Genomic DNA, 15,033 nt, shown 5'->3' on the forward strand with positions numbered 1-15,033 from the left:
CGAACTGACGCTGGTCGGCGGTGGCAGCTTCATCAAGATCGATGGCGGCGGCGTGACCATGAGCGGGCCGGCGATCAACATCAACTCCGGTGGTGGACCGGGCAGCGGCACCGGTGCCGCCCCACTGATGCCGGGCGTGCTGAAACAGGCGGATGCGGACAAGGCTGGCCAAGTCGTCAAACCCTCCCTCGGCTCCTTCAAGGCACAGTCAAAGGCAGGCGTGCTGTTGCCGACGCCGTCATGTCATCTCGACGCGACCGGGTGCTGTCCGGTTCACCAGACGGGAGCGTCAGCATGATTACCTCCATCCAGTCACCTTTCGAGCAGCCTACGACAACCGGGGCAATGTGCCTGATTCTGGATCGCAGTTTTGATCCGGACCTGCTGAGCCACCTGTTTCGAGGTGAAGAACAATCCAGGCCCAGCTGTATTCCATTGTTTACAAACACGCCTTACGCCGAGCTCCAGCCTGCTGGCCCCTACGTAGTCATGTACCCGGAAAAGCATTCGGCTGCGAGTTACGCCAGCAAACTGCTGGAGCAATCCGATGCAGGGTGTGTCGCCTGGTTGAGTGATCCGGCCTTGCTGGATCAGGGCATTGAACACTGGCGCAGTCTGCTGACCGTGAAAACCGATGAAGACCCTCAGCAAATGATGCGCTTCTATGAACCGCGCTGGCTGGAGCCTCTGCTATTCAGCCTCAGCGAAGCTGAAAAAGCCCAATTCATCGGCCCCTTCAGTGGCATAGCCTGGCGCAATGAGATCGGCTGGCGGTATTACGCCAAGTCGCCTCAAAGCGCTTCAACGGAAACTCAGGCTCCGGGCTGGCTGCATTTGAGCCCGGAGCGCCAGGCGCTGATCGAGCAGGGCAGGCTAAAGGTCATTGCGACCCGTTTTGCCGACGATTATCAGGAAGTCTTGCCCACGGAGGACGCCGTCGAATTCGTCCACCGCCAATTGCTGGCCGGACAGGACATGGGCTACGAGCAAATGGCCGACCAAGAGCGATGGCTTCGAGTCGCCATCCAGCGTGGCGACAGTTTCTGGGATCAGTCACCGGCCGCCGAATTACTGGCGCGTGACGACGTCGCGCTAGGCGACAAGTTGATGCAATTGGAAAGCCTGTGAATCACAAGGACGATGCGCAATGAGCGACACCTACACCGTTAAGAGCGGCGACACTCTTGGCAGCATTGCCGCCGCCAACAAATGCTCCGTGGCGGATCTTCGGGGACTGAACCCGATCATCACAGATCCCAATCACATCAAGGTCGGCTGGGTTCTGAAATTACCTGCAGCAAAAGCCCTGCCGCCACCCAAACACGCCGACAACCAAAGCACAACGGCTGTAAAAGGTGCCGTCGAGTGCAAGGACGAACTGGTCGATGTCGTACACATCACCGGAGATGAACACTTTTACGTGCTGACTGAAAAAGAGTCGAAAGACCTCAAGCAGCAGAGCGACCTCGTCAAAAAACTCATGGACGAGCTGCATCAGAATCTGGCCAAGGCGACCGAAGCCAGCAAATGCGCCAAGACCAAGGATCCGCAGGCTGGCTGCTCCTGCTCGCGTTGTGTCAAAGATGACTGGAACGCGAAGGCCGAGGAAGCAGGCCTGCTGCAACGTTCCCCTCCCCCGGTGGAAAAACCGAAAACTGTCATCGAGCGCAAGGAGGATCTGCAAGGCCAACTGGCGACCGTGCAAAAGGCCCGTGACTGGTATCAGCGCTACAAGCCGCAGCCCGCATTCGAAGGCAACTATCTGGAGACCAACTGGGAAGGCCTGCAAGCCAAAAAAGTTGCCGAGCTCAACGCGGAGATTCAGTCACTGCGCAACCGGATTGCCGCACAAGGCAAAGCCGAAGCCGGCGACAGCTCCACCAGTGCCAACGGTGCAGCACCAGACATCAAACATGGCAAAGGGAAAGCCTCGGACACCCAGAAAGGCAAGCAGGTCAAAACCGGGATTACGGTGGTCGAATACATTTCCTTCCGTGACCCGTCTCGCCGCCACTACATTCCGGTACGCACCCGAGAACAACTCACCTGGAGTGTCAAAGTCCCTACCAAGGTGATGCAAGGCAAACCACTGGACAAGAATCTGGCCAAGGATCTGATCAAGGACATCCGTACGGCGGTCAATGATGGTCGCAAAACCAGCCCTCTGGGGAGCCTGGAAGCCAAATTCACATCGTGGACGAGCAAGGACGACAACCTGCTCAACGCACTGCACAAAGAATGCTCCTGGACCTCCAACGAAGCGGACTCTGCGATGTACGCCGTGTCGGCCGAAGCCCACGCGTTCCGTTTTGCCGCCACGGCCAGTGCCGGTATCAACAGTTGGGAACCCGGCAAAGGCAACATCGAACTCGGCGTCAAAGGCAGCGCAGCAATCTCTCTGGCCGAAGGCTCCGTTGCACTCAAGAGCTACTTTCCCGACCAGGGTGGCTACGTGGTGCGCATGCCGTACCGCAATGCCGAAGGCAAGGAAGTGGTCAGCGACATTGGCATCTTCCGGCTCGACGGCAAGGTGGAATTGTCTTGCTTCCTTGGCGCCACCGCGCAAGGCCAGGCAGGTGCCAAAGCCCAATACAAACCCAAGGAAGTAGAAGCCTCCGGTGTGACCGCACTGTTGAGTACGCCCGACCTGGCCGTCGACAAGAAACGCGGTGGCAGCCTCGGCCTGAAGGGCAACGCATTCGCGGGCGTTCAAGGTGGCGGAACCGTAACCGGAACGTTGAAGTGGCTTGATTCCACCAAACAAGGTGTGGGCAAGATCACGCCCGGACAGGCGAATGACAGTGGCAGTACGGACTGGTCGAGTCTGGTGGAAATCAAGGCGGAGGGGAATGTCGCACTTGGAATCGGGGCGAGTTTTGATTTTGGGATTGAAATCCGCGCAGACCGGTTGGCAATTAATTGCAAGGCAAGCTTAGTTTTCGGACCGGGTGCAGGTGGTGGCTTTGGTACGTCGATAGACTTAGAAAAAATTGGTGATTTGATCTATGTCTTTTGCAACGCGCTATCAAAAGCAGACTTCCACTATCAGTTGGCGGTGAGCAAGGATGCCTTCAACTATATGGCAAGAGGAATGTTCAGAATAGCTACGCAGCCAGGCGAAGCATTTGATGAGGGTTTTCGAAAGATTGGACTTTGGTGGGACGATCGACAGGCAACCAAGGTAGAAGCCCAAAACCTCGCAAAATATCTAATCAACAACCAGGCCATTAAAATAAAAAACAAGAAAATACCACTTGAAATTTTACCACCTGAAACCATTGGCCCGATGCTTCATTTATTAACCGAAAGCTTTGTGGAAAGCTGGGCTGAAGACCAGGAAAAAGCTGCTGTATTATTACTTTCCCATCTACGCAGCTGGAGACACTTCATTGAGGTGTTAGAATGCTGCTCAAAAGATGGCAGCAAGGTTAATGCAATGAAAAGTCTGAATCGTCTAAACTCCTTACTTGATGGGAAGGAGCAGCAACAATTTAACCGTTTCATTGGGACGTTAGCAGTAAATATTGACAGCAAGGCGCAGGAATATGGAATGCTTGCGTGGAGCCCCGGCCAGCCTTGGCGTAAAGAAAAGACGTTGATAGCAGCAAGGCGGAGCAGCCACTTTGACAATTTGGCTTAATTAAAGGCGCTTTCAGCGCCTTAATTTCTATACTAATTTAATGATACTGACTGAACAGCACATCGAAAACCTGCATCACTCGTATGATATTTTTGTATTGGGCCCACAGCCCAGCGACGGACCATTGGAGCGGCAGATAATGGAGCTTCCAAGACCGTTGAGCCGCGCCTGATTTTTTGAGTACCAAATTCTGGTCCTTGCGGATTTTCAAGAGGAGAAACTTTGTAATAGTCTTTATCGTACCAGTCACTAACCCAATCAGTTGAGTTACCAGAAAAACCATATATCCCCAATGGATTAGGTGCGAAGCGATCCACTGGAAAATTATTCTCCTCGTCTTCGACTGGGAAATTTTTCCCAAAGTCCAGACTTCCACTGTCCGTAGGAAATAAAAGCTTTTTCCCACGACTGCGCGCAGCGTATTCCCACTGAGCTTCAGTCGGCAGCCCCACCGCATAGCCACTTAGATCCCCCAGCCACTGGCAATAATCTCTGGCATCCTGCCAAGTTTTAGTTGGCGCAGGCAAACTAGGCTGATATCTAAATTTTAGATCTTCACGCTCTCGGTACTCCTGATCGAATAGAGACTTTTTGTTTACAAAAAAATACAAATCAAAATCACCCAGAACCACTTGAAACTTAGAAATATAATACCCACTCAGCACTACCGAATGCACAAAATCATCATCACTATCAGGACTTATACTGCAAAGCTGATCCGAATCTTGCCCGCATGGCCAAGCACATACATTTCTTTCGTCATACTCACACGCCCAGCCAAAGTCACCCATATCAAACTGGCCTCCTTCGACAAAAATCATATTGTCAATCGACCGAACTACCATATTGAGTAATTTCCCGCGCAGCTCAGTGGAGAGATTCGGGTAATTAGTCTTTATAGTTGCCGCGATCGATGCGACCTTTTCCGAACTGAGGATCTTACTGACTGGCAGCGAATCATGTTCTGCTTTGCAGCCGAAAATTATAAAAAACACTGCAAAGACGAATACCCACCGACACAAAACTGACAACATCCTTATCATCCTAAAACATCTAAGAGCATCGCTACCGCCAGACCAAAATTGACATATTCACCAATGGAAAAAACGCTTGAGAGAAGCAGTCATTGCAGACGCCCCTCTGACTGAATAGCGCAGCGAAAACCAGTACCAGGATAATAGGCTTCCTGTTCTGGTTTATCCGGCCAGCGTCTAACTATAGATGCGGCGGACATTGGGCCTTCTGGATAGTAGGAGCCTCGCTTAACCTTATATGTACCTTTGTCCGGCCCTTGAGGATTTTCCACTGGTGACTGTCGGTAGTATTCCTCATCGTACCAATCATTAACCCAGTCAGTCGCGTTACCTGCAAGACTGTAAATACCCAGTGGACTGGGTGGAAATTTAGCAATTGAAAACGTTCTACCGCTTCCTTCCACAGGATAGTTTTTCCCAAAACTCAAACTACCTGTATCAGTAGGAAAAAGAATATGTTGCCCGCGATTACGGGCAGCAAATTCCCACTGCGCCTCGGTAGGCAAATCCACCGAATAACCACTAAGGCTGGCAATCCAGTGACAATAATCCTTGGACTCTTGCCAAGTTTTGGTAAATGCAGGCAAATCACGTTGATAGCGAAACTTCAAATCTTCACGTTCGCGCTTTTCAGCATCAAACAGAGGTTTTCCGTTTGCAATAAAGAACAAATCGAAATCACCCAGCGAGACTTGAAACTTTGAAAAATAATAGGAACTCAGTTTGACCGGATGAACAAAGTCATCATCGCCATTACTGCTGATATTACAAAGCTGGTCCGGATCCTGTCCGCAAGGCCAAGCACAAACATCCGTTTCGTCGTATTCGCAAGCCCAGCCAAAGTCGCCCATATCAAACTGGCCACCTTCGACAAACACCATATTGTCAATCGACTGCACTACGGTGTTGAGGACCTTTTCACGCAGATCAGTGGAGAGGTTGGGGTACTTGGTTTTGATGGTTGCCGCAATCGACGCGACCTTTTCCGGTGTCAGGCTTTTGCTGACTGGCAATGGGCCGGATTCGGCCTCGCAGCCGGCCAGAAAAAACAGGGCCGGGAGGGCAAGCACAAACTGACGTAGCACGGGCAATTTCCTTATAGGGTGCGTCAAAGGCCAAACCTTAACATCCCCTGCCGTGTCTCACAAAAACCTGAATACCTCCTCCTCCACAAAAGCCAACCTGACCGGCCTCTCCAACTCAGCCTTCAACCCCGGCCCCAGCTTCAAATGCCGAGCCAGCTCATCCAGATACCACCTCTCCATTCCTATCATCACGCTCGGCACATACACCTCCGTTGCTATCCGCGCAACGTCGGCAGGCTCAAGGAGCTATGGAGTTTGGTGTGAAGCCAGGACTTAAATTGCTGGTCGTTGTGGAGTTTGGTAATTCGTGGATCAATTGACGTTCGCGATCATCGATGTGGCTGTCGGCTTAGTCGATGGCTACAAGGGCTTCTACGACAAAAAAAGGTGACAGATTGACACTTTGAAAAACAAACCTGTCACCTCTTCGTTTGGGGTCTAAAAATGAAGGTGCAGAAGACGCCTTCAGCCTGAAATACTAAAGCGGCTTACTGGACTGAATTGCACACCTAAAACTTGTATCGCTTGAATGATATTTTTGCACTAACTCTTCAGGCCAACGGCGGATGAGAGGTGCCGCAGACAGTGGCGCGTCCAAAGTTGTAGATCCTCTCCTGATCTTCTTTTCGCCCGTTTCCGGCCCCTGAGGATTGTCTACAGGAGAAACTTTGTAATAATTTTCATCGTACCAGTCATTAACCCAATCGGTGGAATTACCAGCCATACCATAGAACCCCATAGGATTAGGTGCAAAACGATTCACTGGGAAATTTTCCTCTTCATTTTCGAAAGGAAAATTCTTACCGTAATCAAGACTCCCAGTATCAGTAGGAAACAGGATGTGCTGCCCACGGTTGCGGGCTGCAAACTCCCATTGCGCCTCTGTCGGCAGGTCTACTTCGTAACCACTTAAAGAACCAATCCAAGTGCAATAATCTTTTGCTTCCTGCCAGCTTTGAGTTGGTGCAGGAAGGTTAGGCAAATAAAGATTTTCCAAATCTTTGCGTTTTCGATCCTCTGCGTCATAGAGCGGCTTTCCATTAGCCACAAAAAAAAGATCGAAATCCGCCAACGTAGCCTGATATTTCGATAGATAGTAACTGCTCAACTTTACCGGATGGACGAAATCGTCATTGCCCTTCCTGCTGATATGACAAAGCTGCTCCGGCTCTTGCCCGCAAGGCCAAGTACAAACATCCGTTTCGTCGTATTCGCAAGCCCATCCAAAGTCGCCCATATCAAACTGGCCACCTTCGATAAACACCATGTTGTCAATCGACTGAACTACGGTGTTGAGGACCTTTTCGCGCATCTCGCTGGATAGGTTCGGATACTTGGTTTTAATAGTTTCCGCAATCGACGCGACTTTTTCCGGTGTCAGGTTCATGCTGACGGGCAATGAGCCGGACTCGGCCCCGCAACCGGCCAGAAAAAACATGGCCGGAAGGGCGAGTAAAAACTGACGTAACACGGGCAATATCCTTATAAGGTGCGTCAAAGGCCAAACCTTAACATCCCCTGCCCTGTCTCATAAAAACCTGAATACCTCCGCTTACACCAAAGCCACCCTCACCTGCCTCTCCAGCTCCACTTTCAACCCCGGCTCCAGCTTCAGTTGCCGCGCCAGTTCATCCAGATAGCTCTTCTCCATGAAGTTTTCCTCATCCACCAGCATCACGCTCGCCACGTACATCTCGGCAGCCATCTCCGGCGTGCTCGCCGCGCGGGCGACGTCGGTGGGGTCGAGGGGTTTGTTGAGTTCGGCGTGGAGCCAGTGTTTGAGTTCCTGATCGTTGTCGAGTTTGGTGAATTCACCTTCGATCAGTTGGCGTTCGCGGTCGTCGATGTGGCCGTCGGCCTTGGCGGCGGCGACCAAGGCTTTGAGGATGGCCTGGCTGTGTTGTTCGACTTGCGCCGGTGGCAGGCGATCGAGGGTTTGCGGTTCGCTTTGTGGGGCGATGCCTTTCTGGGCGTTCCAGTTGCCATAGGCTTTGTAGGCGATCACGCCCAGTGCGGCGAGGCCGCCGTAGAGGGCGACTTTACCGCCAACCTTACGGGCCTTTTTACTGCCCAGCAGCAGGCCCATGGCGCCGGCCGCCAGGGCACCGCCGCCTGCGCCTGACAGCAAGCCGCCGAGTGCGCCGTTACTGGAAGATCCGCCCAGCAAGCCGCCCAAACCACCGGCAGCCGGTTTGTTCTGCGCCCCGCCCGCCTTGTTCTGCAACAGATCCTGGCCGGACTTAAGGAGTTGATCGAGCAATCCACGGGTGTTCATGTTCCGTCTCCAAACTGGGGTTATCCGGATCAATAAGGCCCTCAGCCTAGTTCGAAAGTGCCCGTCACCTGGGTGCGAGTGTGCTTCCAGATGTTGCCTGGCCCACGGCAGCCCTTCGCGAAAATAGATATACACTCGAGGCAATCTATAAAAACCGCCCACCGGGTAAACCTTCCATGATGACCTTGCGTCAGATCCGCCATTTCATCGCCGTGGCCGAGACCGGCTCGATCTCCGCCGCTGCGCAAACCGCGTTCATTTCCCAATCGACCCTGACCCTGGCCATCCAGCAACTGGAGGAAGAAATCGGCGTCAGTCTGTTCAATCGCCACGCCAAGGGCATGACGCTGACCCATCAGGGCCACCAGTTCCTGCGCCAGGCGCACCTGATTCTGGCCACCGTGGACAATGCCAAACGCAGCCTGCAACAAAGCACCGATCAGGTCGCCGGGCAGTTGATCGTCGGGGTGACCAGTCTGGTGGCCGGTTATTACCTAGCGGATTTGCTCACCCGCTTCCAGCGTGCCTACCCCAATGTCGAGATTCGGGTGATGGAGGACGAGCGGCCGTACATCGAGCACCTGCTGGTCAGCGGCGAGATCGATGTCGGGGTGCTGATCCTCTCCAACCTCGAAGACCGCCACGCCTTGCAGACCGAAGTGCTGACCCACTCGCCGCACCGTTTGTGGCTGCCGGCCCAGCACCCGCTGCTGGAACACGACAGCATCAACCTTGCCGATGTCGCCCGGGAGCCGTTGATTCAACTGAACGTCGATGAAATGGATCGCAACGCCCAACGCCTGTGGCGCGGCGCCGGGCTGCAACCGAAGATCACCCTCAGAACCGCGTCCACCGAGGCCGTGCGAAGTCTCGTCGCGGCGGGTCTCGGCGTGTCGATCCAGCCAGACATGACCTACCGCCCATGGTCGCTCGAAGGCGACATCATCGAAGCCCGACCGATTGCCGACCTCAACCAGACACTCGACGTCGGTCTGGCCTGGCGTCGTGGCACCGCCCGCCCCGCGCTGGTCGATCCTTTCCTGACCGTGGCCCGCGAGCAGCCCCACGGCGGACGCAAGCCATCTATTTAATCGAATGCCACCTTCAGTATTTAGAATTTGTCGACCCCGGAGCCGCGCACTAGTCTTGCTGCATCGATAAGACGGTCGGCTCCCGGAACAGGGAGCAACATGGCCATACAAGAAAAGAGATCACGGAAAATGGCTGGCGCGCAGACCCACATGCACACCGCGTTGCTGATCGACGGCGAACTGGTCGCCGGCCAGGGTTTTGTCGAACCGATCCTCAACCCGGCCACCGGCGAAGTCCTGACCCAGATCGCCGAGGCCAGCACCGAGCAAGTCGAAGCCGCCATCCTCGCCGCCCACCGCGCCTTTGCCGAGTGGTCGCGCACCACCCCGCAACAACGCTCGAACCTGCTGCTGGAAATCGCCAACGCCGTCGAAAAGCACGCCGATCACCTCGCCCGCCTCGAAGCCTTGAACTGCGGCAAGCCTTTGCATCTGGCGCGGCAAGACGACTTGACCGCCACCGTCGATGTATTCCGCTTCTTCGCCGGCGCCGTGCGTTGCCAGACCGGCCAGCTCAGCGGTGAATACGTGCCGGGCTACACCAGCATGGTGCGCCGCGATCCGATTGGCGTCGTCGCCTCGATTGCGCCGTGGAACTACCCGATCATGATGGCCGCGTGGAAGATCGCCCCGGCTCTCGCCGCCGGCAATACGCTGGTGTTCAAGCCATCCGAGCACACGCCGCTGTCGATTCTGGCATTGGCCCCGGCACTGGCCGAGATTCTGCCGCGCGGGGTAATCAACATCGTCTGCGGTGGCGGCGAAGGCGTCGGCAGTCACTTGGTTGGCCACCCGAAAGTGCGGATGGTGTCGCTGACCGGCGATATCGTCACCGGCCAGAAAATCCTCCAGGCCGCCGCCAAGACCCTCAAACGCACGCACCTCGAACTCGGCGGCAAAGCCCCGGTGATCGTCTGCAACGATGCGGATCTCAAAGCGGTGGTCGAAGGCGTGCGCACTTATGGCTATTACAACGCCGGGCAGGATTGCACCGCCGCGTGCCGGATCTACGCCCAGGCCGGGATTCACGACAAGTTGGTGGCCGAACTTGGCGCGGCGGTCAGCAGCCTGCGCTTTGCTGGCAAACGCGATGCCGACAACGAAATCGGCCCGCTGATCAGCACCCGTCAGCGCGACCGCGTGGCCAGTTTCGTCGAGCGCGCCCTCGGTCAGCCACACATCGAGCGGGTAACCGGCGCGGCAGTGCATTCCGGCGCCGGGTTCTTCTATCAGCCAACCCTGCTGGCCGGTTGCAAACAGAGCGATGAAATCGTCCAGCGCGAAGTGTTCGGCCCGGTGGTGACCGTGACCCGCTTCGACGAACTCGCGCAAGCGGTGGACTGGGCCAACGACTCGGAATACGGCCTGGCCTCGTCGGTCTGGACCCAGAACCTGGACAAGGCGATGCAGGTTGCCGCACGGCTGCAATACGGCTGCACCTGGATCAACAGCCATTTCATGCTGGTCAGCGAAATGCCCCACGGCGGGTTGAAACGCTCCGGTTACGGCAAAGACTTATCCAGCGATTCGCTACAGGACTACAGCGTGGTGCGGCACATCATGGCCCGCCACGGCCAGCATCTCTGACTACGCTAATAACAAGCCGACCACGGCATGCTTCACCGCGTTCACAACTGCCCCGACCATAATTTGAAGAAGAGGGTTCACCATGTTCGTGCACAAGACCGCACTGCTCAGTGCAATCACCACGGCCCTGCTGGCCAGCGCCAGCCTGCAGGCCGCCGAGCCGCTGAAAGCCGTCGGCGCCGGCGAAGGCCAGCTGGACATCGTCGCTTGGCCCGGCTACATCGAACGCGGTGAAAGCGACAAGGCCTACGACTGGGTGACCGGTTTCGAGAAGGAAACCGGCTGCAAGGTCAATGTGAAGACCGCCGCCACCTCTGACGAAATGGTCAGCCTGATGGCCAAGGGCGGTTACGACCTGGTGACCGCGTCGGGCGATGCCTCGTTGCGCTTGATCGTCGGCAAGCGTGTGCAGCCGATCAACACCGCGTTGATCCCGAACTGGAAATCCCTCGACCCGCGCCTGAAAGACGCGCCATGGTACGTGGTCAACAGCCAGACCTACGGCACCCCGTACCAGTGGGGCCCGAACGTGCTGATGTACAACACCAACGTCTTCAAGACCGCGCCGACCAGCTGGAACGTGGTGTTCGATGCGCAGAATCTGCCCGACGGCAAGCCGAACAAGGGCCGCGTGCAGGCCTACGATGGTCCGATCTACATCGCCGACGCGGCGCTTTACCTGAAATCCACCAAGCCTGAGCTGGGGATCAAGGATCCGTACCAGCTCACCGAAGATCAGTACAAGGCTGTGCTGGAACTGTTGCGCGCTCAGCAGAAGCTGATCCACCGTTACTGGCACGACACCACGGTGCAGATGAGCGACTTCAAGAACGAAGGCGTAGTCGCATCCAGTGCATGGCCGTATCAGGTCAACGGCCTGATCAACGAGAAACAGCCGATCGCTTCGACCGTGCCGAAAGAAGGCGCCACCGGTTGGGCCGACACCACCATGCTGCACGCCGAGGCCAAGCACCCGAACTGCGCGTACAAGTGGATGGACTGGTCGCTGCAGCCGAAAGTCCAGGGTGATGTGGCGGCATGGTTCGGTTCGTTGCCGGCGGTTCCGGCGGCGTGTCAGGGCAGTGAGTTGCTCGGGGCTGAAGGCTGCAAGACCAACGGCTTTGATCAGTTCGACAAGATCGCCTTCTGGAAAACACCGCAGGCTGAGGGTGGGAAGTTTGTGCCGTATAGCCGGTGGACGCAGGACTACATTGCGATTATGGGCGGTAGATAGTTCTCGAAAATCACGCGATCGGCTCCCTTTCCCCTCGCCCCCCTGGGGGAGAGGCTGGGGTGAGGGGGTAGCTTTTGACTTTGCTTTTGAAATTGGAGCAATGGCTGAAATAGCTGCCCTCACCCCCCGCCCTCTCCCGGAGGGAGAGGGAGCTAAAAGCAGATCGCGGCGTATCGACCAGATGAGTTAGCCAAAAACCATCGCATACACCGCCAGACGATCCAGTTTTTTCAGAAGTCCAGGCAGGGCCGCTGCGACGGCCTTCGCCTTTTTGGAGCACCGCACCATGACGCTTGCAGTCCAGTTCACCAACGTTTCCCGGCAGTTCGGCGAGGTGAAGGCCGTTGACCGGGTGTCCATCGATATCCAGGACGGCGAGTTCTTTTCCATGCTCGGCCCTTCCGGTTCGGGCAAGACCACGTGCCTGCGCCTGATCGCCGGGTTCGAGCAACCGAGCGCTGGCTCGATCCGCATTCACGGCGCCGAAGCCGCCGGTCTGCCGCCCTATCAGCGCGACGTCAACACGGTGTTTCAGGATTACGCGCTGTTCCCGCACATGAACGTGCTGGACAACGTCGCTTACGGATTGAAAGTCAAAGGCGTGAGCAAGACCGAACGCCACAAGCGCGCCGAAGAAGCGTTGGACATGGTCGCCCTCGGCGGCTACGGCGCGCGTAAACCGGTGCAGTTGTCCGGCGGTCAGCGCCAGCGTGTCGCCCTCGCCCGCGCGCTGGTCAATCGCCCGCGCGTGCTGTTGCTCGACGAGCCGTTGGGCGCTCTCGACCTGAAGCTGCGCGAACAGATGCAGAGCGAACTGAAGAAGCTGCAACGCCAGCTCGGCATCACTTTCATATTCGTCACTCACGATCAGACCGAAGCGCTGTCGATGTCCGACCGCGTGGCCGTGTTCAACAAGGGCCGCATCGAGCAGGTCGATACCCCGCGCAATCTGTACATGAAACCGACCACGACGTTCGTCGCCGAATTCGTCGGCACTTCGAACGTGATTCGTGGCGATCTGGCGCGCCAGCTCAGCGGCCATCCGCAGCCGTTTTCGATCCGCCCGGAACACGTGCGCTTCGCAGAAGGCCCCTTGGCCAGCCACGAGATTGAGGTCAGCGGCCTGCTGCATGACATCCAGTATCAGGGCAGCGCCACGCGCTATGAACTGACCCTGGAAAACGGCCAGACCCTGAGCATCAGCCAGGCCAACAATCAGTGGATCGACAGCAGCGCGCAGCACCAGACCGGCCAGCGCATCAGCGCGCGCTGGGCGCGGGAAGCGATGATTGCGCTGCACGACACCGTTGCGAGCGGGGTGTGACATGACCGCCCTCGCCCTCCCGCAATCGGCGCCGTTGCGCAGGTTTTCCAACCTGCTCTATCGCAAGCCGAACCTGTATCTGTCGATGCTGCTGGTGCCGCCGCTGCTGTGGTTTGGCGCGATCTATCTGGGCTCGCTGCTGGTGCTGTTGTGGCAAGGCTTCTACACCTTCGACGACTTCACCATGGCGGTCACGCCCGACCTGACTCTGGCCAACTTCGCCGCGCTGTTCCAGCCATCGAATTTCGACATCATCCTGCGCACCCTGAGCATGGCCATCGTGGTGTCGATCGCCAGCGCCATCGTCGCGTTCCCGATTGCCTACTACATGGCGCGCTACACCACCGGCAAGACCAAGGCGTTTTTCTACATTGCGGTGATGATGCCGATGTGGGCCAGTTACATCGTCAAGGCTTACGCCTGGACGCTGCTGCTGGCCAAGGGCGGCGTCGCGCAGTGGTTCGTTCAGCACCTGGGGCTGGAGCCGGTGCTGCAGTTCATTCTGGGGATTCCCGGGGTCGGTGGCAGCACCTTGTCGACCTCGCATCTGGGCCGGTTCATGGTGTTCGTCTATATCTGGCTGCCGTTCATGATCCTGCCGATCCAGGCCTCGCTGGAGCGCCTGCCGCCGTCGTTGCTGCAAGCCTCCGCCGACCTCGGGGCCAAGCCGAGTCAGACCTTCATGCAGGTGATTCTGCCGCTGTCGGTGCCGGGCATCGCGGCCGGTTCGATCTTCACCTTTTCGCTGACCCTGGGCGACTTCATCGTGCCGCAACTGGTGGGCCCGCCGGGCTACTTCGTCGGCAGCATGGTCTACGCGCAGCAAGGCGCGATCGGCAACATGCCGATGGCTGCGGCGTTCACGCTGGTGCCGATCGTGCTGATCGCCATCTACCTGTCCATCGTCAAACGTCTGGGGGCCTTCGATGCGCTCTAATTCAGAAAAGCAGGGGGAAAAGGCCTCAATTGGCTTGCGCATTGCAGCCTGGGGCGGGCTGGTGTTTCTGCACTTCCCGATCCTGATCATCTTCCTCTACGCCTTCAACACCGAAGACGCGGCGTTCAGCTTTCCACCGAAAGGCTTCACGCTGCACTGGTTCAGCGTGGCGTTTTCCCGGCCGGACGTGCTGGAAGCGATCAAGTTGTCGCTGCAGATTGCGGCCATCGCCACGCTGATTGCGATGGTGCTCGGCACCCTCGCTTCGGCGGCGCTGTACCGCCGGGACTTCTTCGGCAAACAGGGCATTTCACTGATGCTCATCCTGCCGATTGCACTGCCGGGGATCATCACAGGGATCGCGCTGCTGGCGACCTTCAAGACGTTGGGCATCGAGCCGGGGATGTTCACCATCATCGTCGGCCACGCGACCTTCTGCGTGGTGATCGTCTACAACAACGTCATCGCCCGTCTGCGCCGCACCTCACACAGCCTGATCGAGGCGTCGATGGATCTCGGCGCCGACGGCTGGCAGACCTTCCGCTACATCATCCTGCCGAACCTCGGCTCGGCGCTGCTCGCCGGCGGCATGCTGGCGTTTGCGCTGTCGTTCGACGAAATCATCGTCACCACCTTCACCGCCGGCCATGAACGCACCTTGCCGCTGTGGTTGCTCAACCAGTTGAGCCGCCCACGGGACGTACCAGTGACCAACGTCGTGGCGATGCTGGTGATGCTGGTGACCATGCTGCCGATCCTCGGCGCCTACTACCTGACCCGGGGTGGCGAGAGCGTGGCCGGTAGCGGCGGCAAATGAATTCCCTGA

General features: G+C 56.9%; 12 protein-coding genes and 2 pseudogenes. 9 read left to right on the forward strand and 5 right to left on the reverse strand.

All coding sequences use genetic code 11. The annotated features are described in order from the left end of the window. The 3 genes and pseudogenes from L6D74_RS15470 to L6D74_RS15480 all read left to right on the forward strand — a co-directional run. A pseudogene (locus L6D74_RS15470) lies at window positions 1-298 on the forward strand (type VI secretion system tip protein VgrG); the annotation flags it as partial. Next, window positions 295-1,128, forward strand: coding sequence for a DUF4123 domain-containing protein (locus L6D74_RS15475; RefSeq protein ID WP_064593688.1), 834 nt, complete (start codon window positions 295-297; stop codon window positions 1,126-1,128). The pseudogene L6D74_RS15470 and the gene L6D74_RS15475, both read left to right, overlap by 4 nt. 19 nt (window positions 1,129-1,147) lie before the next feature. Further along, a complete protein-coding gene (locus tag L6D74_RS15480; protein ID WP_236189714.1) occupies window positions 1,148-3,640 on the forward strand; it encodes a LysM peptidoglycan-binding domain-containing protein in 2,493 nt (830 codons plus the stop codon). Window positions 3,641-3,672: 32 nt separating this feature from the next. Here the strand turns inward: L6D74_RS15480 and L6D74_RS15485 are convergent, their stop codons facing one another. From L6D74_RS15485 to L6D74_RS15500, 5 genes and pseudogenes are all read right to left on the reverse strand, one after another. Then, window positions 3,673-4,674: a formylglycine-generating enzyme family protein gene (locus L6D74_RS15485; RefSeq protein ID WP_236189715.1), complete on the reverse strand. Its 1,002-nt coding sequence runs from the start codon at window positions 4,672-4,674 to the stop codon at window positions 3,673-3,675. A gap of 89 nt (window positions 4,675-4,763) precedes the next feature. Then, a complete protein-coding gene (locus tag L6D74_RS15490; RefSeq protein WP_108559767.1) occupies window positions 4,764-5,759 on the reverse strand; it encodes a formylglycine-generating enzyme family protein in 996 nt (331 codons plus the stop codon). Window positions 5,760-5,816: 57 nt separating this feature from the next. Beyond that, a pseudogene (locus tag L6D74_RS30120) lies at window positions 5,817-6,108 on the reverse strand (DUF533 domain-containing protein); the annotation flags it as partial. Window positions 6,109-6,237: 129 nt separating this feature from the next. Further along, window positions 6,238-7,230, reverse strand: a complete 993-nt coding sequence (locus L6D74_RS15495) for a formylglycine-generating enzyme family protein (protein ID WP_236189716.1) — start codon at window positions 7,228-7,230, stop codon at window positions 6,238-6,240. Between the two features lie 81 nt (window positions 7,231-7,311). Further along, window positions 7,312-8,034, reverse strand: coding sequence for a tellurite resistance TerB family protein (locus L6D74_RS15500; protein ID WP_236189717.1), 723 nt, complete (start codon window positions 8,032-8,034; stop codon window positions 7,312-7,314). A 176-nt stretch (window positions 8,035-8,210) separates the two neighbouring features. Between L6D74_RS15500 and L6D74_RS15505 the strand changes: the two genes are divergently transcribed. The 6 genes from L6D74_RS15505 (at window position 8,211) to L6D74_RS15530 (ending at window position 15,024) form a co-directional block, all read left to right on the forward strand. Continuing rightward, window positions 8,211-9,125, forward strand: a complete 915-nt coding sequence (locus tag L6D74_RS15505) for a LysR family transcriptional regulator (RefSeq protein WP_007954670.1) — start codon at window positions 8,211-8,213, stop codon at window positions 9,123-9,125. 99 nt (window positions 9,126-9,224) lie between these two features. Beyond that, complete coding sequence (locus L6D74_RS15510) at window positions 9,225-10,712, forward strand: gamma-aminobutyraldehyde dehydrogenase (RefSeq protein WP_064593679.1); 1,488 nt, start codon at window positions 9,225-9,227, stop codon at window positions 10,710-10,712. An 82-nt stretch (window positions 10,713-10,794) separates the two neighbouring features. After that, window positions 10,795-11,946: a putative ABC transporter substrate-binding protein YdcS gene (gene ydcS, locus L6D74_RS15515; protein WP_085747035.1), complete on the forward strand. Its 1,152-nt coding sequence runs from the start codon at window positions 10,795-10,797 to the stop codon at window positions 11,944-11,946. Window positions 11,947-12,232: 286 nt separating this feature from the next. Continuing rightward, window positions 12,233-13,270 carry an ABC transporter ATP-binding protein gene (locus L6D74_RS15520; protein WP_085647772.1) on the forward strand — a complete coding sequence of 346 codons (1,038 nt, stop codon included), beginning with the start codon at window positions 12,233-12,235 and terminating at the stop codon, window positions 13,268-13,270. 1 nt (window position 13,271) lies between these two features. Beyond that, entirely contained in the window at window positions 13,272-14,207 is a 936-nt protein-coding gene (locus tag L6D74_RS15525; RefSeq protein ID WP_085611448.1) for an ABC transporter permease, read from the forward strand. Beyond that, window positions 14,197-15,024, forward strand: coding sequence for an ABC transporter permease (locus L6D74_RS15530; protein WP_236189718.1), 828 nt, complete (start codon window positions 14,197-14,199; stop codon window positions 15,022-15,024). Before L6D74_RS15525 ends, L6D74_RS15530 begins: the two co-directional genes overlap by 11 nt. The last annotated feature ends 9 nt before the right edge of the window (window positions 15,025-15,033 follow it).

It is taken from the genome of Pseudomonas pharyngis (assembly GCF_021602345.1).
In the GTDB taxonomy this organism is placed as follows: domain Bacteria; phylum Pseudomonadota; class Gammaproteobacteria; order Pseudomonadales; family Pseudomonadaceae; genus Aquipseudomonas; species Aquipseudomonas pharyngis.